Origin of the sequence: Paenibacillus lutrae (genome assembly GCF_009757775.1) — a bacterium.
Taxonomy (GTDB): domain Bacteria; phylum Bacillota; class Bacilli; order Paenibacillales; family NBRC-103111; genus Paenibacillus_F; species Paenibacillus_F lutrae.
This window is the reverse complement of record NZ_RHLK01000013.1, coordinates 95571-116538: the sequence shown is the minus strand read 5'-3', so window position 1 is coordinate 116538 and position 20968 is coordinate 95571. Positions and strand designations below refer to the sequence as shown.

The following is a 20968-nucleotide window of genomic DNA, read 5'->3' as shown; positions in this document are numbered from 1 at the left end:
AGCTACACATGTTGCCGTTGCAGGCATCAGAAGCTGAAGCTCTGATGCCTGTCAACTTTCTTTTATAAATTCCGCATGACTTTAGGAGGCTACATTTACATGGAAGATATCATCAAGCAGCTCGAAGAGCATATCCGCAGCCGCTATGAGATTGAAGCAGACGACGAGGATTTCGGTACAGACGTACATCTGTTTGATTACGGGTTCATTGACTCCATGGGCGCAACCGCACTGATTGCCCATATCGAGCAAACTTATGGTATTCAGGTGACTAATCAGGATCTGATGCTGTATCCCATGAACACTATTCAAGAAATCGCACATTTCATTTCCACGAAAACCGGGAGGTAACACCATGACCACGGAATGCACTATATCTCTGGAGCGACTCCACGAGAGCCAACACGGCCAGGTCAAATACGCATCCGCCTTCGTGGATGAACATATTCAAGAAATCACACTGAATGACGGACAGCTTCGCATTGTTCATACATCTCCTGCAGGAAGCGAAGCGATTATGGAACGTGTGGAACGTCTGATCGAGCGTTTCTCCAAAGGAGATTTCGGCTTCAAGGAAAATATCCTTTTCCGCAATGAAGTTGCCGTTCCGTATCAGGAAGACATTATCCGCGAGCTGATTGATAGCAAAAGCATTAAAGTGCTTGAGCCCGGCCTCTTTATATTCCGGGAGCCCTTCTCTTCGCTGATGCGTTTCCTTGACTATTCATTCGTGACCAAGATCGCTAACCGGTTCGATGTTAAGGAAGAGCATTATCCGGCTGTTATTCATTCCGAGACACTCAACAAAACAAACCATTTCACCTCATTTCCGGAACACATCCATTTCCTGACGCATCTGCGTGAAGATCTGGACGTTATTGAGTCCTTCTCTGACTCGATCCGCGAAACCGGCGGCTGGAAAGACGAGCTTCCGCTCGATCTCAATGCCACCATGCCGAAGCCGAAGTTTACGATGAATCCATCGACCTGCTACCACTGCTATGAAGGCCTCCAGGGGGAGACACTCGATAGTGAAGGCATCGTGGTAACAGCCATCGCCAAATGCCACCGCTTCGAATCGAAGAACCACAGCGACTTTGGCCGGCTGCTCGATTTCTCCATGCGGGAAATTATTTTTGTAGGCAAGCCGGATTTCGTTAAAGAAAACCGGTTGAAATCGATTGAATACTTAAAAGAACTTGCCGTTGAATGGGAAGTCGACAGCCTGCTTGAGATCGCTAACGATCCCTTCTTCACGAATGACTTCCAAGTTAAAGCTTCGTTCCAGCGCAACCAGGAGATGAAGTACGAACTGCGCCTGACGATTCCTTATCTGGATAAGTCCATTGCGTGCAGCTCCGTTAACTTCCACAGCAACACATTCGGCAACGCCTTCGACATTAAAGTCGGCAAGCGTGCGGCCGTTACTGGTTGTGTAGGCTTCGGCATTGAACGCTGGGCATTTGCATTCCTGGCCCAGTACGGAATGGATCAGGCCAACTGGCCGACATCGTTCCGTGAGCAATATACAGCTTGGCAAGAAAAATCCATATAAAGAGTGATAGCGCGTGAACATACCCGCTTTTCTTAAGAAGAACAGCTTCGTCCTGGGGCTGCTTCTTATTTTTGTACTCGCCGAGATCGGACTGATGTTCTGGAATCCGATGGAGACGAGCCGACGTTTTGCCAAAGATGATTTTACCAAAACGCTGTACCACCACGACTGGTCGCGTACAGGGGCTGTTTTCTACGGGAACTCCGCTGTAACGGGGGCTTACATGGAAGACAAATCTTCTGTTAAGCTCGTCGAAATGGGCATGTCCCTGGGGAAATTAACCGATCTGAAGGAAATTCTTCAGCGCGAACTTTATAATGTGCAGGGCGAGCTTGTCATAGGGATCGATGTGCATACGATGCTGGATAAGATGGATACCGACTACCGGTTTCCGTGGCACAAACCTTGGTACAAGCCTTATGTATATGCGTACCGGGCAGATTTCCTAGATACGGGTACGGAATTCGTACGTAATCTTGCTTTGAAGGGGAGCCTCGATTATCAACCGCGCTGGATCGACAAAGAGCTTTACTACGGCCGGGAAAGCTCCGATCAGCTTGTGAAGGACTGGGCTCGCTATAACGAGAAGTACAATTGGATGACGCTTGCGGATATGAAAGACAATGTAGAAGCCCTCCAGTGGGTCATTAATTACAGCAAACAGCGGAACCTGCCCCTGCGCGTGGTCTGGATGCCTTTCATTCAAGGACACGAGAAGCCCCCTTATACCGAGGCTATGAAGCAGGAAGTGAACAGCCGTCTGCAAGCATCAGACGTGCCTGTACTCGACCTTATGGACCGGTACGAACCCCGACTGTTCCATGACCTGGTCCATCTTAACCGGGAAGAAGGCGCTCCGGTGTTTACGAAGGAGGTTGACGCATGGCTTCTTTCTTTAAGAAAACCGCAGAAATCTTAATCTATCTCCTCATGCTCTACCTGGTACTGATTTATTTCACCGGACAGGGATTGTTTATTTATGAAGGCTTCTAAGAAGGCCGTGACCAGCCCCAAGTTTTGGACGCTGCAAGCTAAGTTCCGGGTCTGCTTACACGCTTGTCTGTTGGCCTGCCTGTCTGTAGACCCTGCCTACCGATTCTCCGTTTATTAAGGAGTCCTGCTATGTTTTATTTGAACATGAACGCGCTGCTAGCCATGTGCGGCATGGTGTTCGTGCTGATGGCGACAAGAAAATGGCCGCAGAACAAGCGCATTCTGATGCTGCTGTTCAATGTCGGCTTCCTGTTTCTATGGAGCGGCAAGCTGTTCACCTTTTACCTCATCTATACCGTTGTCAATTATGTAATGTTCGTCTACCTATGCCGGACACCCGTCTGGCGAAAGTTCTCGTTCGCCTTATTCATTCTTGCGAATATAGGCGCGGTCGTCTTGTTTCACATGCTCGGCAAAAACACCGAGGGTTCCTTTCTGGCGGACGGCTTAATGACGCTTGGACTGCTCTTTAATGTGCTGAAGGTTATCGATGCGCTGTATTTCGCTTATTTTTTCGGAAAAGAAGGGCAGGTCAAACTGCTTGATTATGTGAATTACATCTTATTCGTACCGACATTCACCTCGGGTCCGATCCTGAAATTCCGCGACTTTATGGCTGATCTGAAAAAACCTTACCGTGTCGATTCCGCCGAATTTCAATTTGGAGTCAAACGGATCATTCTGGGTTTGTTCAAGAAAGTCGTGGTTGTCGTCTGGATGACCGATATTTTCAACATCGTAATGAAGCAGGAACTACATACCCACCAGAGTATATTCTTAATGATTTGGTTCTACCTGCTCATCTACGTGGATTTCTCAGGCTACTCGGACATTGCGGTCGGCTTCGGTCGGCTCATGGGCTTTACGATTCCGGAGAATTTCAAGAAGCCGTTCACGTCCCCTACTCTCACCCAGTTCTGGCGTAATTGGCATGCAACCCTCGGAGACTGGTTCCGGGATCATATTTTCATCTTCTTTTCGCGCAAAACGCCATCCAAGCTGATGACCGCCGGACTTTCGATCCTGATTATGACGCTGATGGGACTGTGGCACGGATTCTCGTGGCTCTTCCTGATCTACGGGGTGTACCATGGTGTAATTATTGCGATTGAGAACCTGCTTGGCAAAACGACAGTGATCCGCAGGAAAGTATCCAAGCCTTATTTCTACTTCCGCTGCCTGCTTACCCAGGTGCTGGTTGTGGCCGCGATTATTATCAACATGAACGATTACGATAGAGTGATGCGTATTTACAAAGGGCTTTTCCATTTGCCGTTCTAAGAACGGTCAAGCGGAAAAGCTTTTTTATTAATTATTAGGGGCTGCATTTAAAGTTCATATCTGCCGCTGCACATGAGCCGGGCGATATTTCATTCCAATCTGGACAGCAGATGCCAGTTCCTTAGGAATGGTTTGCCCACCGCTGTGAAATACTTGGTTTATCTTCCATTTGTTATTGATCCTTGTTCAATTAATAATTGTATCCTTAAGCCTCATTTGATATTCAGCAGGAACTGACGCTTCATTTCCTTGGAAAGCGGTGCTATAATAACAAGTGTACGCGCGTTCTTTTTAAAATTCGTGGAGGTGTAACCATATGAAGTTAGGCGTATTTGCTGTCCTGTTTGGACAAAAGCCTCTAGAAGAAACACTCGATTATATCGCAGAAAAAGGCGTTGAAGCCGTTGAAATCGGTACCGGCGGTTATCCAGGTAATGCCCACTGCAAGCCTGAAGAATTACTCGCTGACGAAAGCAAGCTGAAAGCATTCAAACAAGCATTTGATTCCCGCGGGCTTACCATCTCGGCGCTGAGCTGCCACGGCAATCCGCTTCACCCTCAGAAAGCCATTGCCAAGCAATATCACGATGAATTCTACCGGACGGTGGAATTGGCTGAGAAGCTTGAGGTTCCAGTCGTTGTCGGATTCTCGGGCTGCCCGGGAGACCATGAAGATGCCAAATATCCGAACTGGCCTGTAGCACCATGGCCGAACGATTTTCAAGAGATTCTAGACTGGCAGTGGTCGGAGAAAGTGATTCCCTATTGGACGGAAACCGGTAAATTCGCATCGGACCGCGGCATTAAGATCGCGCTGGAGCTGCATGGCGGATTCTCCGTCCACACACCGGCTACGTTGCTGCGTCTGCGCGAAGCGGCTGGCGATGTCATTGGCGCCAACCTGGATCCCAGCCACATGTGGTGGCAGGGCATCGATCCGGTGCAGGCGGTTCAAATCCTGGGCCGTGCTAATGCAATCCATCACTTCCATGCCAAAGATACATCGATTGATCCGATCAATGTGAACAAACACGGCGTCACCGATATGCAGTCCTACACCCTTATGCTGGACCGCGCTTGGCAGTTCCGTACAGTCGGCTACGGTCACGACATGAAGACATGGGCGGACATTATCAGCGCACTGCGTCTGGTCGGTTACGACTATGTCGTGAGCATCGAGCACGAGGACGGCCTCATGTCCATTGACGAGGGCTTTACCAAAGCTGTTCAGAATCTCCAGCAGATTCTTATAAAAGAACCTCTTGGCGACATGTGGTGGGTCTAGTCGCCATACTATCCGGGCATGCTGATGAATAGAGACGATGCGAGTTGCTCTAGCATCTTTCCATAGTCCTCCACTCTCCTTGCCGCATGCCGTTTCACCAAAACCCAAAAGCCCCTCGTCCATTTACTAAGGACAAGGGGCTTCTTAATTACGCATATTTGTAGTCGGCTGCTTGCTTACCAGCCCTTGATCATAATGACATCTATGAACAAGAATACGGCTAGGCTTACAATGGCAAAGCCGATCGCGAATACATTCTTCTGGGGTGCTTTAAACAAGCGGAACAGACCGATTGCAATCAGAATGGTAAAGATGATCACAAACGGATCAAAACCGGAAAATGTAGATGCCTGTTCTGCCTCTTCTGCAATATACAACATTGAGAGACCTCCTTCATTTATCTCCAACCAAATTAAACCAAACGATTTAGCCTTTTACTTTCTATGTTATCCGTATCAACCGCAAGATGCAAGGCCTTAGCTATGATGTTAACAAGTTTGTCACCTTTTTAGCCAAATAGCGCCTTTCTTTTTAGTTTATAAGTAATCTATGTCCTTTCTATAATAATTGTTTATATACGCTTTTGCCACCTTTCGATTTACGCCCTTTACGAAATATGGTAGGATCAGACTATGATATTCACACTAATCAGCTCGGAATTATAATATAAGGGGGTTCACGCATGACTTCGTCACCTATTTGGGCACAAGATACATCGAAGTTGAACAAAATGGAACTGGTTAAGCTTCAAAAAGACGGACTTGATGTCATTCGCACCATTATAGAAAAGTATGCTCTAGAAGGCTATGATTCCATTCCTGAAGATGATATGAATTTATTCAAATGGGCGGGCGTCTATCAACAGAAACCTAAAGACGGACATTTTATGATGCGGGTCCGTATCAATTCCGGCGTTCTGACAACGGACCAGGCCCGGGCTATGGCCGGTATTGCGGAAGACTACGGGAAGAACCTCGTGGATGTTACGACTCGTCAGGCTATCCAGTTCCACTGGCTTCGTGTGGAGAATTTGCCTGACATCTTCCAGCGCCTAGAACAAGTCGGGCTCTATTCCTACGAAGCTTGCGGCGACTGCCCTCGTACAATTGTGGGCAATCCGTTAGCCGGTATCGACCCGGATGAACTATTTGACACGACCGAACTGGTCAATCAGGTCAATGATTTCTTCCTGATGAACAGAGACTTCTCCAATCTTCCACGGAAGTACAAAATGTCGATTTCGACCAATATTTATAATTCCGCACACGCGGAAATTAACTGCCTGGGATTCACACCAGCTACTAAGATCATTGACGGCGAAGAAGTGCTCGGCTTCCATGCTTGGGTAGGCGGCGGCCTATCGGCTAAGCCTCATCTTGCTCAGCAGTTGGATCTATTCGTCCGCCCCGAGGAAGTATTGAAAGTCGCTACAGGTGTTACGGTGATTTTCCGTGACTACGGATACCGCCAGAAACGTACCCATGCGCGTCTGAAATTTCTCGTAGCAGACTGGGGTCCCGAGAAGTTCCTCGACAAACTTATCGAGCTGATCGGACCCATGCCTACCGGCGGTGATGACAAGGTAGTGGGATGGACTGCGGCTTACTTCGATGGCGTACATCCCCAGAAACAGGATGGCTACAGCTACGTCGGCCTGAACGTTCCGGTCGGTCGTCTTAACTCGGAGGAACTGCGTGAACTTGCCCGGATTGCAGACCAATACGGCAAGGGTACTATCCGTACCACGATGTCCCAGAATATCATTCTGTCGGATATTCCTAATGATCAAGTAGAGAACGTCCTCCAAGAGTCCGTTCTGCAACGTCTGACACCGTTCCCCAAACGTTTCATGAGCCGTACTGTCTCTTGCACAGGCAATGAATTCTGCAACCTGGCTCTGGTGGAAACCAAGGAATTTGCACGCCGTGTAGCCGAGTATTTGGATGAGCATGTCGAATTGGAAGAGGAAGTACGCATTCACTTCATTGGATGCCCTAATGCTTGCGGACAGAAGCAGATTGCCGATATCGGTCTTCAGGGCACCCTTGTCAGAACGCCTGAAGGAATGACCAGCGCATATGATATCGCGGTCGGCGGTATTCTCGGCCCCGGCGCACAGTTCAACCAAGCACTTAAAGGCCGCGTGAAGAGCGATGACGTAGGCCCCGTTCTTGCCGAGCTGATCCGTTTCTATAAGGATACCCGCAATGCCGGTGAAAGCTTCCATCAATTTTACCTACGGGTGGGCACGGCCCCTTTCCAGGAAAAGCTTACCCAGCTTCTTACGGTAGCTTCTTAATAAAATCACCAATAGCAGGCAGAAGATTTATTCTTCTGTCTGCTATTGTTCGTTACGGGTTATTAGAACAGCGGATGTGTAAGCTCAGGAGCAATCTTTTGTAATCTCGTCAGAACGTTTGGCAACTTGGGTACTGTTATTGCCGCCATTAGGAATTATGATTCTATGATCACGCTGCATAGAAGAAAAGGGCATGCGCGTCAACGACGCACATGCCCTTTTCTATACCGGTCATCTTTCCGCCGTTAGCCAGCGGCATCTTGCAGTCTTTCTTTGGCACGTTCAGAATGATTATCCGAACGTTTACGGTCGCGTTCGAGAACAGGCTTCAAGTACTGTCCCGTGTAGGAACCTTCAACCTTGACGACAGCCTCTGGCGTACCGCTGGCCACAATCTCGCCGCCCCTGCTTCCGCCCTCAGGGCCTAAATCTATCAGGTGATCGGCCGTCTTAATAACGTCCAGATTATGCTCAATTACAAGAACGGAATCTCCGTTCTCTACAAGACGGTGGAGCACCTTCAGCAGGCGGTCTATATCATGGATGTGCAGACCCGTAGTAGGCTCATCCAGAATATAGATAGTCTTGCCCGTACTCCGGCGGTACAGTTCGGCTGCCAGCTTGACGCGCTGGGCTTCGCCGCCTGATAAAGTAGTACCGGATTGCCCAAGCTTCATGTAGCCTAAACCGACATCAAGCAAGGTATAGAGCTTCCGATGAATACGCGGAATATTCTCAAAAAACTCACAGGAGTCTTCAATTGTCATATCCAGAATATCCGATATCGTTTTGTTCTTATAACGAACCTCAAGCGTTTCACGGTTATACCGCTTGCCTTTGCATATCTCACAAGGCACATAGACATCCGGAAGGAAATGCATCTCGATTTTGATAATGCCGTCTCCTCTGCAAGCTTCACAGCGGCCGCCTTTCACATTAAAGCTGAACCGGCCCTTCTTATATCCCCGAACTTTAGCTTCGTTCGTAGACGCAAACAAGTCCCGAATATCATCAAAAACACCCGTATACGTAGCCGGGTTGGAACGCGGCGTACGTCCGATTGGAGACTGATCAATATCGATGACTTTATCGACATGCTCCAAGCCCTTTATTTCCCGAAAATTACCTGGGCGGACTTTCGCCTTGTTAAGATCACGAGCCAACGTTTTATATAAAATCTCATTGATTAAGGTGCTCTTGCCCGAGCCGGAAACTCCGGTTACGCAAGTAAATACGCCGAGCGGCACCTTCACGTTAACATTACGGAGATTATTTTCTTTGGCTCCTTTAATTTCGAGCCATTTGCCATTGGGTTTACGGCGCTCGGCAGGTACGGGGATAAATTTCTTCCCGCTCAGATACTGGCCTGTCAGCGACTTCTCGTTCTTCATCACCTCTTCAGGCGTTCCCTGGGCGATAATTTGACCGCCGTGAATACCGGCACCCGGACCTATATCGATGATATAATCGGAAGCCATCATTGTATCTTCGTCATGCTCAACGACAATCAGCGTATTCCCCAGATTCCGCATATGCTCCAGAGTCTGGATAAGACGTGTATTGTCGCGCTGGTGCAGACCGATACTAGGCTCATCCAAGATATATAGAACGCCCATAAGGGAAGAACCGATCTGAGTCGCCAAACGAATCCGCTGAGCCTCGCCGCCCGAGAGCGTTCCCGCTGCACGGTGCAGAGTGAGATAATCCAAGCCTACGTTAACCAGGAAACCGAGGCGCGCTTTGATCTCCTTGAGAATCAAATGTGCAATCGTACGTTCCTTATCGCTGAGTCCCGGCTCCAGCTCTTCAAACCAGCTCTGAGCGTCGCCGATCGACAGCTCCGTAGCGTAAGCGATGTTATTGCCGCCGACAGTGACAGCCAGTGTCTCGGGCTTCAGGCGGTGTCCTTTGCATTTCGGGCACGGCTTAGAGCTCATATATCCCTCGATATGCTCACGAATTCCATCCGAGAAGGTATCGCGATAGCGACGTTCCAAGTTGCGTACAATTCCTTCAAATGGGACGTACGCATCCTTGACGGTTCCGAACTCATTCTTGTAGTGGAAACGCACACGCTGATTCTCCGTGCCGTACAGAATAACCTTCATTTGTTCTGCACTAAGCTCAGATACAGGAACATCTCTCGGGATTTTAAAGTGAGCGCATACGGCCGCCAGAAACTGCGGGTAGTAAGTGGATGTGCTTCCCGCCCAAGCTTCAAAAGCCCCTTGCTCGATCGTTTTGTCCGGATTGCTCACAAGAAGGTCGGGATCGACAATCATCTGACTCCCCAACCCGTCGCATTCGCTGCAGGCACCGAAGGGGCTGTTGAATGAGAACATACGCGGAGACAATTCATCGATACTGAAGCCGCATTCCGGACAAGCCAGGTTCTGGCTGAACAGCAGCTCTTCCTGCCCGATAATATCTACGATGATGCGCCCTTCAGACAGCTTAAGTGCAGTCTCAAGCGAATCGGCCAGTCGAGTTTGAACGTCTTCTTTAATTACAATGCGGTCGACTACGACCTCAATGCTGTGCTTTTTGTTCTTCTCCAGTGTAATCTTATCGGAGAGATCCATCGTTTCGCCGTTTACACGCACCCGAACGAAACCCTGCTTCTGAATATCTGCGAGAAGCTTGGTGTGTTCCCCTTTTCTCCCGGAAACCAGAGGGGCAAGGATTTGCAGCTTCGTGCGCTCGGGGTATTCCATTACACGGTCTACCATTTGCTCTACGGTCTGCGAGGTGATCTCAATGCCGTGAACCGGGCAGTGCGGCTTGCCGATACGCGCAAATAGGAGCCGCAAATAATCGTAGATCTCCGTGACTGTCCCCACTGTCGAGCGCGGATTGCGGCTTGTGGTCTTCTGATCGATAGAGATTGCCGGAGATAATCCTTCAATCGAATCCAGGTCGGGTTTATCCATCTGCCCCAGAAACTGCCGGGCATACGCGGAAAGTGACTCGACATAGCGGCGCTGACCCTCCGCATAAATCGTATCAAAGGCCAGGGATGACTTGCCTGATCCGCTTAATCCCGTTAGAACGACGAATTTATCCCGCGGGATAGTCACATCAATATTTTTCAGATTGTGGGCACGTGCCCCTTTAATGATGATATTTTCTCTGGCCACAGTATTGTACCACCCTCTCTATCATGGACCGGCTTGTCCCAAAAGACATCGGACAAATCCGATACTATCTTTTGCATGCCGATCATTGTCCTAGCTTATATGTCTTGAATTTATTGTTTATATTCCATACTCTTATTCTATATGAAGCCCATAGAACAGCCTATATTTATATTAAAGTCACCAGACATCCATACTCGGATAGCACAATTAAATATATATGAAAGTATATACTCGCTGCAACTACTAAGTCTATCAAAATACGGCCATTCTTTCAAACCCTGCTTCTACCAGTTATGTCCTTACCCGAGTCATTCTAAGCATGCAGACAGGCAGGAAAACTATATTCCGTTTCCTGCCTGTCTGCCGCTCTAACTGAGGATAGACCGAAAAAAGCAAACCCAGTCTCAAACTGCCTATCGTTTGCTTTCCTCAGTCTAATCACCTGTCTTCAGCCTTCCGCTTTCAGCTCCAGAAGTGCATCACGTAGTTCAGCTGCTCTTTCAAACTGCAGATTCTTCGCGGCATCCTTCATCTCGGCTTCAAGACGCTGAATCAGGGAAGTGCGGTCTTTCTTGGACATTTTGCCGGTCTTAACGCCAGCCAGATACTCCGTCTTCTCTTCAGCCACTTTAGTAGCCTCGATAACTTCGCGAATCTTCTTCGCAATGGTCTGCGGAGTAATGCCATGCTTCACATTATAAGCCTCTTGAATGGAACGGCGACGCTCTGTCTCCTGGATTGCTTTGGCCATTGAATCCGTTACTTTATCACCATACATGATAACACGGCCGTCCGAGTTCCGGGCGGCACGGCCCATAGTCTGGATCAGAGAACGTTCGGATCTAAGGAAACCTTCTTTATCCGCATCCAGAATAGCTACCAGCGACACTTCCGGCAAATCTAATCCTTCCCGGAGGAGATTGATTCCGACTAATACATGGAACGTCCCCAGGCGGAGATCTCTAAGAATCTGCATCCGTTCCAGCGTCTTAATATCGGAATGCAAATAACGGACCTTGATCCCGATTTCTTTGAAATAGTCGGTTAAGTCCTCTGACATCTTCTTCGTCAATGTCGTAACGAGTACCCGTTCATCCCGAGCTATACGCTCCTGAATTTCTCCGATAAGATCATCAATTTGACCTTTGGTCGGTCTAACTTCAATTAGAGGATCAAGCAAACCTGTAGGACGGATGATCTGCTGGACCATCTCCGGACAATGCTCAAGCTCATAAGGACCCGGCGTCGCCGAAATGTAGACAATCTGATTCACCTTCTGCTCGAATTCTTCGAATTTAAGCGGACGGTTATCAAGTGCGGACGGAAGGCGGAAACCGTGATCGACCAGAACTTCCTTCCGTGCGCGGTCTCCGTTGTACATGGCGCGAATCTGCGGCAGCGTCACGTGAGACTCATCCACCATGACCAGCATGTCGTCCGGGAAGTAGTCCATCAGCGTGTACGGCGTCGCTCCCGGCTCACGGAAGGTCAGCGGGCCTGAATAGTTCTCAATGCCCGAACAGAAACCCATCTCCGCCATCATCTCGATGTCGTAGCGGGTTCTCTGCTCCAGGCGCTGCGCTTCCAGCAGCTTCCCTTGACCCTTGAGCACCTCAAGACGTTCTTCAAGCTCTCGCTCAATGTTTACCAGCGCGCGCTTCATCGTATCTTCATGGGTTACGAAGTGAGAAGCCGGGAAAATTGCGATATGGTCGCGTTCTCCGAGGATCTCGCCCGTCAAAACGTCGATCTCGGTGATCCGCTCGATCTCATCGCCAAAAAGCTCGACGCGGACCGCCTGTTCACTGCGGGAAGCCGGGAAGATCTCGATCACGTCGCCGCGGACCCGGAACGTACCCCGGACGAAATTCATATCGTTCCGCTGATACTGAATGTCAACAAGGCGGTGGAGGATTTCGCTCCGCGATCTCTCCATCCCTGTCCTCAAGGAAAGCAGCAAAGAGCCGTATTCGGACGGCGATCCCAAGCCATAAATACAGGAGACGCTTGCTACGATAATGACATCTCTGCGTTCGAACAGCGAGCTCGTCGCGGAGTGCCGCAGCTTATCGATCTCTTCATTGATGCTGGAGTCTTTCTCTATATAGGTGTCCGAAGACGCAATATACGCCTCTGGCTGATAGTAATCATAGTAGCTGACGAAGTAAGACACCGCATTGTTCGGAAAAAATTCCTGGAACTCGCTGCAGAGCTGTGCAGCAAGTGTCTTATTATGCGCGATGATAAGCGTGGGGCGGTTCAGCTGCGCAATAACTTGGGCAGCCGTGAAGGTTTTACCCGTACCGGTCGCTCCCAGCAGCGTCTGGTGTCTGCTCCCTGCCTGTATCCCTTTCACAAGCTCTTGTATCGCGCGAGGCTGATCTCCTTGCGGAGAAAAATCCGAGACAAGCTCGAATTTATTTTGACTTTTGACTATTTGATCCAAAATTCATCACCCACCGTCAGGTAGTCTTATTGTTCGATCTATGGAAATCCGTCCAATTTAATCACTATAAACTTTTATCCCGGTAAATCCGATATAGAACTTATACAAAACGCCACATCGGATAAACGCAAGCAACCGGAAATAAGAATATGTGTTCCCTTTCCAGTATACCCTTTTTAGATCCCGGTTGCAAATATTTAGACGTTTTCGGCAGTCTCCGGACGCATCGGGCAGCATCATGAACTTATTTAAATTTAGAGGTGGTCAATCGTGGATTTAGCAACACTGTTAGGACTCATCATCGGCTTGGGTTCACTTATCGGTGGGTACATGTGGGACGGCGGGCACTTACTAGCCCTATTCATACCTAGTGCCATACTAATCGTTGTCGGCGGGACAATCGGCGCGGTAGTCGTCAGTTTCCCTACCAGTACACTGAAGAAAGCCCCCAAAGCACTTGCTGTCGCTTTTAAACAAACAGAGCGTGACTCCTCTGCAACGATCGACGAGATTGTCGACATGGCTTCTATCGCACGCCGTGAAGGTGTTCTGGCACTTGAGCAGAGAGCACTCGAACATCCCAATCCTTTTCTGAGAGACGGCCTGATGATGGTTGTTGACGGAACGGATCCGGAGCTGACCCGGCAAATTCTTGAGCTGGAGATGGATTCCATCGAGCACAAGAACGACAGCATGTCCAAAATGTTCGAATCCGCGGGCGGCTATTCCCCCACCATGGGGATTATCGGTACCGTTCTCGGCCTGATTCACGTACTCGGCAACCTGACCGATCCGGAAGCTCTGGCACCGGCCATTGCAGTAGCTTTCGCCGCGACGCTGTACGGGGTTATGCTTGCCAACGTTGTTTACCTCCCGATCGCCAATAAAATCAAACTGCGCGGCAAAGAGCAAATTTCCGAAATGGAGCTCATGCTGGAAGGCATTCTTGCTCTGCAGGCAGGTGAAAATCCTCAATTGATCCGTAAAAAGCTCGCTTCTTTCATTCACGAGAAGAAAGCCGACAGTAAAAACAGCGGAGAGGTGGGTGCTGTTCTTGCGGAAGAGGGGTAGAAGAGGCGGCCACGAGGAAGGGCATGGAGCTGGTGAACGTTGGCTGATTACTTATTCCGACCTTATTACACTGCTGCTTGCTTTTTTTATCATCATGTACGCGATGAGCAAAGTTGATACAAGCAAGTATGATGCAATGGCAAGAGCCCTTAATTCAGAGTTTATGAAGTCCGAATCGATCCTGCCTCACGGCAGCGGTATATCGGGAACGAACATGCCAACAGGCACCGATGGAACCAAGCCTAAGAAGAATGCATCCGCTGAAGAGGCCGAGAAGAAAGAACAGCAGCTCAAGGATATGCTCAAAGCCATTCAAGCGTACATTGTCGAGAACAACCTCGAAGCCAAAGTATCTGCAGCAGATACACCTAGAGGTATCGCTATCACACTTAACGACTTGTTCCTGTTCGACCTGGGTAAAGCCGAGCTTAAGCCGGCTGCCTATCCTGTTCTGGAGAAGCTTGCCTCACTCGTTCCAACCATAAGCAATAAAGTCAGCATTGAGGGTCATACGGATAACCTCCCGATGTCCGCAGGTTCTTTCTACAAAGACAACTGGGGATTATCTACCGCGAGATCTCTTTCCGTCCTTCGGTACTTCACCAATACTGCTAAATTAGGCGACAGTAATTTAATGGCTACCGCTTATGCGGATACGATGCCGAGACTGCCCAATACAAGCGAAGAAAACCGGGCCAAGAACCGGCGGGTTGAAATTGTTGTTCTTCGTGAGCTGCAAACCGATCCGTCCACAACCCCGAAGACCCAACAAACCGAACAAACACAGCCCGTGCAAGCGGCGCAGTAAATTCAACTGCTTAACAGACGATTTCCGATTTCAGCAAGCGCGATTTATCCGGCATTTCAAATGTCTTCCCTCTGCGGAAGCAAAAAGAAACCTCGGTCCTCACCAGTCGGTGAAGCCGAGGTTTTCGTCTGTATAGGGTGAGAAACCGGTTAGAAGGTTTCCTCTGAATCCTTTTTGAGCAGCCCGGTCAGCTTGCGTGTCAAATACGTCAACAAAGGCAGCTGCCTCGTCTCTACATAGAAGACCGCATCCTGATCCGGACATATAATGATGCCCAGCTGATAGTGATCTCCGGCGAACACGGCACGTTTGTGAAACCGCAGCTCCCCTGCGTGATCGGCAATCTCCAGCTTGCAGTAAGCGGAGCTAAGCTGTATCGCCTGATGAAGCTCGGACTTGCTGTGAACCCGCAGGCCGTTCACCTTGTGGACCAGCTCGCCTGGCTTCAGTCCCAGCTCTTCTGCCGGACTGCCCGGCACAACGGCCAGAATCTTCAGCCCGCGGGGCTGGTTAATGTAGTACGGGCTGCGCTGGGCTTCTTCCCAGCGTCCGTACCACATGACCGCTTCGTGCAGCCCGATGCCCAGCACGGCCGCCACGATCGTGAACGGACTCCACAGCTGCGCAAGGAGCGCTGCCAGGAAGAGCACGAGCGCGTAGATGAGCAGCAGCCCGGAGCTGCGGTTCACCTTCTCGCGGGGCAGCCGCGTCATCGTCAGCTCGCTGAAGCCGATCATCGCCGGAAAGGCGAGGAACGTCCAGCCGGCCATGAGGCTGTCTCCGGCAAACAGCGGCGTCCAGGGCAGGGCTGCCGCCCCTGCTTGTACCGGCACCGCCAGGAACAGCGGCGCGAGCCAGAAGCCCTGCAGCTGGTAACCGCCCACAATCTTGCCGCGCTTGCCCTCGTAGAACATCGGGCTGGCCATCCGTGATCCCTGCGCCCGGATCAGGACCGCTTCTGCGGCATGCAGGATGGCTACCAGCGCAAGCAGCGATGGAACATCGGCACCGCGTACCGCGGCCAGCACGCCGTTCCAGAAGCCTCCCTCTCCTTGCTGCGGCACCAGGCTCAGCAAGGGCTGCAGAATCCCCACCAGGCCGACGGAGTAAGCCAGACAGAGGAACCGGATCCGGATGAGAATCATCAGAATCGACAGGACCCACAGCAGGAGCACCGTTTCCAGCTGAATACTGACGCCGATAAACAGCATCGCGACAGAGACAGCCAGTCCGGCCGCCCAGCCCCACAAATACGTCCGCCACGTTTCACCTACCAGTGAATGAAGACTCGTAGCGAACAATTTACGCTCAAATTGAATTTGTTTCCGGTATTGAAGAATAACAAGCAGAAGTCCGATATAAGTAAAAGGGTTCAGCCATAGGCGGCCGAACGCCATCAAGAATCGACCAGCAACATCCGCAATAATGTCCATAACACTCTCCTTGCAGGCTCGAATCTTACATGTCTATATGGTATAAAAATTCATTTTGACACTCCCTATACTATTCGACCCGCCTGTTCTTTTTCCTTCCGCACCTCTCCATTTGTCAAAAAGAAGAAGACGGTAAGGGCTGCGCTTATCTGTGCGCGATTCCCCTTACCGTCTTTTTGTTTACTTGGAAAGCTGGGTTTGCAGCTCTTTCACAGCCGCTTTCAACTGGTTATCATTCTTAGGCAGCTTGATGGCTTCAAGTACCGCAGTCTCCAGCTTCTTGGCTGTCGCAATGTCCACTTCCCCTGTTGCCGTAAGGCCCTTGCTCGTCTGGAAGGCTTTAACCGCCTGAGCAGTTTTGGCGCTGTAGTAGCCGTCCGTCCGATCAGGCGCATGCCCAATCCCAGTCAGCATCAGCTGAAGGTTCTTGACATCATCATTGTTGCTGTCCGGCTTCAAAGTGTCCTTCTTGGATAGAATGGAAGCTTTGAAGAATGCGGGCTGCTCCACCTTAATATCCGGCTCGATTCCTTTTTTGTGAATCCAGTTGCCATCCGGTGTGAGCCACTTGTAGACGGTCATTTTGATGTTGCTGCCGTCTCCCATTTCTTTGACATACGTTTCCTGGACGGTACCTTTACCGAAGGTGGTCTCTCCGATCGTTTTGCTGCCGACCGCTTCTTTAAAAGCACCTGCCAAAATCTCGGAAGCACTTGCGCTTCCTTTATTCGTCAAGACGACAACCGGATAGTTCTTCGTACCGCCCTTGGAGGTGGTCGCTTCCTTCTTGCCGTCGCGGTTCTCGATCTGCACAATCGGTTTGCCTTTAGGCACGAACGGCTCCACCATATCAATCACGACATTTAGCAGACCGCCGGGATCATTGCGGACATCAATAATGAGACCTTTCATGCCCTGGGATTCAAGCTTCTCCAGTTCCTTCTTGAAATGATCTCCCGTATTGGCGGAGAACTGGCGGACTTCGATTTTACCTATTCCGTCTTCCAGCATTTCGGCAAACACGGTTTCAATGTCGATTTCCGCACGGACGATGGTAACTTGAGTCGGGTCTGAAGAGCCCGGCCGCAAAATTTCCAGTTTCGCCTGCGTTCCTTTTTCACCGCGGATTTTGAGAACAGCCTGGTTAACTGTCAGCCCGTCCAGCTTTTCTCCGTTCACAGACACGACAATATCATTAGCCATAATGCCTGCTTTCTCAGCCGGAGATCCTTTGATGGGCGATACAACCTTGATTCTGCCGTCCTCTGCCGTCACCTCGGCTCCGATTCCCTGGAACGACGAATTAATATTCTCGGTAAATTGTTTGGCTTCTTCCTTGTCCATATAGACCGTATAAGGATCTTCCAGCGCTTCAAGCATCCCGTTGATGGCGCCGTTCATGATTTTATCGTGATCCACATCACTCAAATACTTGTTCTCGATAAGCTCATAAGTCTTTGCAATTTTACTGACATCCTGACTGCTGAGGCTGGACGAAGCGCCAGGAGCGGCAACTCCTACGGATTTGCTCACTCCTGGAAACAGATTCGATCTGACTACCGTCAGTGTCATAATGCTGCTTACAAACATACCTAGCAAGACGAATGCTATAACTGAACGTCCTTTAAATCGCACTGCCGTTTCACCACCCTTGTACTTGCACCCTTGTGAGCTGCTCTTACTAGTATATGACAAGCTCTACCAATTTATGAGTGCCAGTCCCTAAAACGTTGAAGCTTCTAGAAAAGATATCCGGACGGATTAACCGGTTTGGAATTAATACGGACTTCAAAGTGCAAATGGTTGCCTGTTGAGCGGCCGGTCGATCCTACTTCAGCGATCTTCTGGCCTTTTTGCACCGATTGGCCTTTTTGTACTTTAATGCCGCCGTTGCGGATATGTCCGTAGAGCGTCCATACACCGCCGCCGTGATCGACAATTACACAGTTGCCATAACCGCTCCATTCCGAAGCAACCAGCACGGTTCCTGACTCAGCCGCATAAATATCGGTACCCAGCGGAGCCGGGAAATCAATGCCGCTGTGATTGGCGCTAGATCCGTTAATCGGGTCATTACGTCCGCCATAGCCGGAAGATATGTTTACTTTGTACGGCAGCGGATACCCCATCTTGCCCGCGCTTGAAGCCGGGCCTTTACTGCCGCCGCCGCTGGAAGTTATTGAAGAATTAGAGGACTGGCTTGCTGCCTTCTTGGCCGCTGCAGCAGCGGCCGCAGCTGCGGCTGCTGCTGCTTCGGATTTCTTCCTTGCCTGAAGCTGAGACTCCTTCTGGGCATAAGCGATGATTGCTTGTTCCTGCTCGCTATTAATTTCTTCGAGATTCTTCTGCTCTTCGCTCAGAGAAGCAACCTTCACCTCTTTGGCTTTTTCCTTAATGAGCAGATCCTGCTTAATATCTTCGGTCTGCGCAAACAACGTTTTGACATAAGCAAGCTGCTTCTCAATTTGCTGTTTCTTCTCTATAACTAGAGCCTGGTCTTTTTTGTTCTCTTCCAGAATTTCCTTATCCTGATCTACAATCGATTTCAGGGCAGACATCCGGTCAATGAAATCAGAGAAATTAGTCGAATTAAGCAGAACTTCCAAGTAGGAGACCGAACCGTTCTCATACATGGTCCGTACGCGGGATTTCAACTGTTTGTCCCTTTTTTCCACACGCTGCTCAGCCGCATCCAGCTGGACTGCATTTTCTTCCAAATCAGTGGTAGTGTTCTCGATTTGTTCGTTCAATCCGGCCAGTTTAGCGGTCGTAGCATCCAATTGATCCATTAGCGTCTTAATATCTTTAGCAGTTTCCTGCTTTTCTTTCTCTACCTGTGTAAGCTGATTTTGTACATCCTTCGCTTTCTGTTCGGCGGCGGACTTCATTTTCTTCATATTCGAAATTTCTTGATCGATCTTGGCCGTGTTGGAAGCCCCGATGGCTACCGAGTACGGGAGCAATGTTGTCGAGATTCCGAGTGCAATCACTAAAGGCATAATTCTTTTCTTCAAGTGTTGATCCTCCTCTTACACATTGTGCACGCGTTTGGTCCTGCTCACGTTTACACTTTGAGAAACTTTCGCACGGAAATGATACTGCCCCAGATTCCAATCAGAAAACCGAGACTGAGCAGCAAACCGGCAATGACAAAACTGATTTCACCAAAAGGCTTTAATTGAATAAATACCATACTTAAATCACTCTTACTTACATCTACCAATTTGGAATATCCATATAACAGGACTATTACTGGGACAGCAGATCCACCTATACCAAGCAGGGCACCTTCGATAAAGAAAGGCCAGCGGATAAATGAATTGGTAGCACCGACCAGCTTCATGATGGAAATCTCTCTACGACGGGCAACAATAGTCAACTTAATCGTGTTAGCAATCAAGAATATCGAGGTGAAGGCAAGCAGAGCAACCAGCACGAGTCCGACATTCCGGACAATTTCCGTGATTTTGAACATGTTCTCTACGGTTCCCTGACCGTACTTGACACTGTCGATCGGCTTGGTTTCTTTGCCTTCGTTCATCTGGTTGATCTTGCCCGCAACTGCTCCCACCTGACGGGGATCTTTAACCTCTACTTTAAAAGCAGGCGGCAGAGGGTTCTCGTCTCCATCGAATCCGTCCAGGAAGCCTTTGCCCTCCTCGCCCAGCCTTTCACGCAAATCAATCAGACCTTGTTCCTTAGAAACGAAGGTGACATTCTTTACCTCAGACATAGCCATAAGCTCTTGCTTAAGCTGATTGGTCTGATCATCCGGGATATTTACATCCATGTAAACCCGTATTTCGACTTGCTTTTCTATTTGATCTGCTACGTAATTCACGTTCAATGACAGCAGCAGGAACACGCCAAGGATAAAGAGCGATATGGTAATCGAGGAGATCGACGCGAACGTCATCCACCCGTTACGGATAATATTGCGAAAACCTTCCCGTAAATGACGGGTCAGTGTCCTACTCTTCATAGCCGTACTCACCTCGCAGCTCGTCACGGGCAATGAGTCCGTTCTCGATAGCAATTACGCGTTTGCGCATTGTGTTTACAATTTCTTTGTTGTGTGTGGCCATCATAATCGTTGTACCCCGGAAATTAATTTCTTCCAAGAGCTTCATAATCCCCCACGAAGTATCCGGGTCTAGATTCCCTGTCGGTTCGTCTGCAACGATAACCGCCGGGTTATTTACTATTGCCCGAGCAATAGCTATACGCTGCTGTTCACCGCCGGACAGCTGTCCTGGCAGGTTGTTCGCCTTGTCTTTGAGGTGCACCAGATCGAGGACTTCCATCGTCCGCTTCTTGATGAGCTTCTTCGGAGCCTCAATGACCTCCATTGCAAACGCAATATTCTCAAAAACAGTCAGTTTCGGCAGCAACCGATAGTCTTGAAAAATAACGCCGATATTACGGCGGACATACGGAATTTTGCGCTGCTTCACCTTCTCAATATTAAACCCATTAACAAAAATTTGTCCTTTTGTGGGCCGCTCTTCCCGATAAACCAGCTTCATAAAGGTCGATTTACCAGCGCCTGAGGGGCCGACAATATAAACAAATTCGTTGCGGTCGACTTTAACATCGATTCCACGCAGTGCGTGAGTCCCGTTCGGATAGGTCTTCCAAACATCCTGCATCTCGATCAAAA

General features: G+C 49.5%; 16 protein-coding genes. 8 read left to right on the top strand and 8 right to left on the bottom strand.

The window, feature by feature from the left end:
- The first annotated feature begins 99 nt into the window (after window positions 1–99).
- The 5 genes from EDM21_RS19000 to EDM21_RS18980 all read left to right on the top strand — a co-directional run bounded on the left by EDM21_RS19000 (window position 100) and on the right by EDM21_RS18980 (window position 5114).
- Window positions 100–351 (top strand): acyl carrier protein, encoded by a 252-nt coding sequence (locus EDM21_RS19000; protein WP_157338023.1) that lies wholly within the window; start codon window positions 100–102, stop codon window positions 349–351.
- Between the two features lie 4 nt (window positions 352–355).
- Window positions 356–1555, top strand: a complete 1200-nt coding sequence (locus tag EDM21_RS18995; protein WP_157338022.1) for a class-II aminoacyl-tRNA synthetase family protein — start codon at window positions 356–358, stop codon at window positions 1553–1555.
- A gap of 13 nt (window positions 1556–1568) precedes the next feature.
- Complete coding sequence (locus tag EDM21_RS18990; RefSeq protein WP_166542092.1) at window positions 1569–2474, top strand: hypothetical protein; 906 nt, start codon at window positions 1569–1571, stop codon at window positions 2472–2474.
- Window positions 2475–2677: 203 nt separating this feature from the next.
- Window positions 2678–3829 (top strand): MBOAT family O-acyltransferase, encoded by a 1152-nt coding sequence (locus tag EDM21_RS18985; protein ID WP_157338021.1) that lies wholly within the window; start codon window positions 2678–2680, stop codon window positions 3827–3829.
- 316 nt (window positions 3830–4145) lie between these two features.
- Window positions 4146–5114: a sugar phosphate isomerase/epimerase family protein gene (locus EDM21_RS18980; RefSeq protein WP_157338020.1), complete on the top strand. Its 969-nt coding sequence runs from the start codon at window positions 4146–4148 to the stop codon at window positions 5112–5114.
- Between the two features lie 176 nt (window positions 5115–5290).
- Here EDM21_RS18980 and EDM21_RS18975 read toward each other — a convergent pair whose 3' ends face one another.
- The gene (locus EDM21_RS18975; protein WP_068777482.1) at window positions 5291–5494 is read right to left on the bottom strand and encodes a DUF2759 family protein; all 204 of its coding nucleotides are present in this window, start codon (window positions 5492–5494) and stop codon (window positions 5291–5293) included.
- Between the two features lie 302 nt (window positions 5495–5796).
- On the opposite strand from EDM21_RS18975, the gene EDM21_RS18970 reads away from it, so the two are divergent.
- Window positions 5797–7413 (top strand): nitrite/sulfite reductase, encoded by a 1617-nt coding sequence (locus tag EDM21_RS18970; RefSeq protein ID WP_157338019.1) that lies wholly within the window; start codon window positions 5797–5799, stop codon window positions 7411–7413.
- 245 nt (window positions 7414–7658) lie between these two features.
- Here the strand turns inward: EDM21_RS18970 and uvrA are convergent, their stop codons facing one another.
- On the bottom strand, window positions 7659–10550 hold the full coding sequence (gene uvrA, locus EDM21_RS18965) for an excinuclease ABC subunit UvrA (protein ID WP_166542091.1): 2892 nt from the start codon (window positions 10548–10550) through the stop codon (window positions 7659–7661).
- 448 nt (window positions 10551–10998) lie between these two features.
- Complete coding sequence (uvrB, locus tag EDM21_RS18960; RefSeq protein ID WP_157338018.1) at window positions 10999–12996, bottom strand: excinuclease ABC subunit UvrB; 1998 nt, start codon at window positions 12994–12996, stop codon at window positions 10999–11001.
- Between the two features lie 270 nt (window positions 12997–13266).
- On the opposite strand from uvrB, the gene EDM21_RS18955 reads away from it, so the two are divergent.
- Both EDM21_RS18955 and EDM21_RS18950 read left to right on the top strand, forming a co-directional pair.
- Entirely contained in the window at window positions 13267–14067 is an 801-nt protein-coding gene (locus EDM21_RS18955) for a flagellar motor protein (RefSeq protein ID WP_068777478.1), read from the top strand.
- Entirely contained in the window at window positions 14051–14875 is an 825-nt protein-coding gene (locus EDM21_RS18950) for a flagellar motor protein MotB (RefSeq protein ID WP_157338017.1), read from the top strand. The genes EDM21_RS18955 and EDM21_RS18950 overlap by 17 nt, the downstream gene beginning before the upstream one ends.
- A 149-nt stretch (window positions 14876–15024) precedes the next feature.
- Here the strand turns inward: EDM21_RS18950 and EDM21_RS18945 are convergent, their stop codons facing one another.
- The 5 genes from EDM21_RS18945 to ftsE form a co-directional block, all read right to left on the bottom strand.
- Window positions 15025–16308, bottom strand: coding sequence for a PDZ domain-containing protein (locus EDM21_RS18945; protein WP_157338016.1), 1284 nt, complete (start codon window positions 16306–16308; stop codon window positions 15025–15027).
- A 180-nt stretch (window positions 16309–16488) separates the two neighbouring features.
- A complete protein-coding gene (locus EDM21_RS18940) occupies window positions 16489–17943 on the bottom strand; it encodes a S41 family peptidase (RefSeq protein ID WP_166542090.1) in 1455 nt (484 codons plus the stop codon).
- 104 nt (window positions 17944–18047) lie between these two features.
- Complete coding sequence (locus EDM21_RS18935; RefSeq protein ID WP_157338015.1) at window positions 18048–19322, bottom strand: murein hydrolase activator EnvC family protein; 1275 nt, start codon at window positions 19320–19322, stop codon at window positions 18048–18050.
- A 50-nt stretch (window positions 19323–19372) separates the two neighbouring features.
- A complete protein-coding gene (gene ftsX, locus EDM21_RS18930; RefSeq protein WP_157338014.1) occupies window positions 19373–20290 on the bottom strand; it encodes a permease-like cell division protein FtsX in 918 nt (305 codons plus the stop codon).
- Window positions 20280–20966: a cell division ATP-binding protein FtsE gene (gene ftsE, locus EDM21_RS18925; RefSeq protein ID WP_157338013.1), complete on the bottom strand. Its 687-nt coding sequence runs from the start codon at window positions 20964–20966 to the stop codon at window positions 20280–20282. The genes ftsX and ftsE overlap by 11 nt, the downstream gene beginning before the upstream one ends.
- Window positions 20967–20968 lie beyond the last annotated feature (2 nt).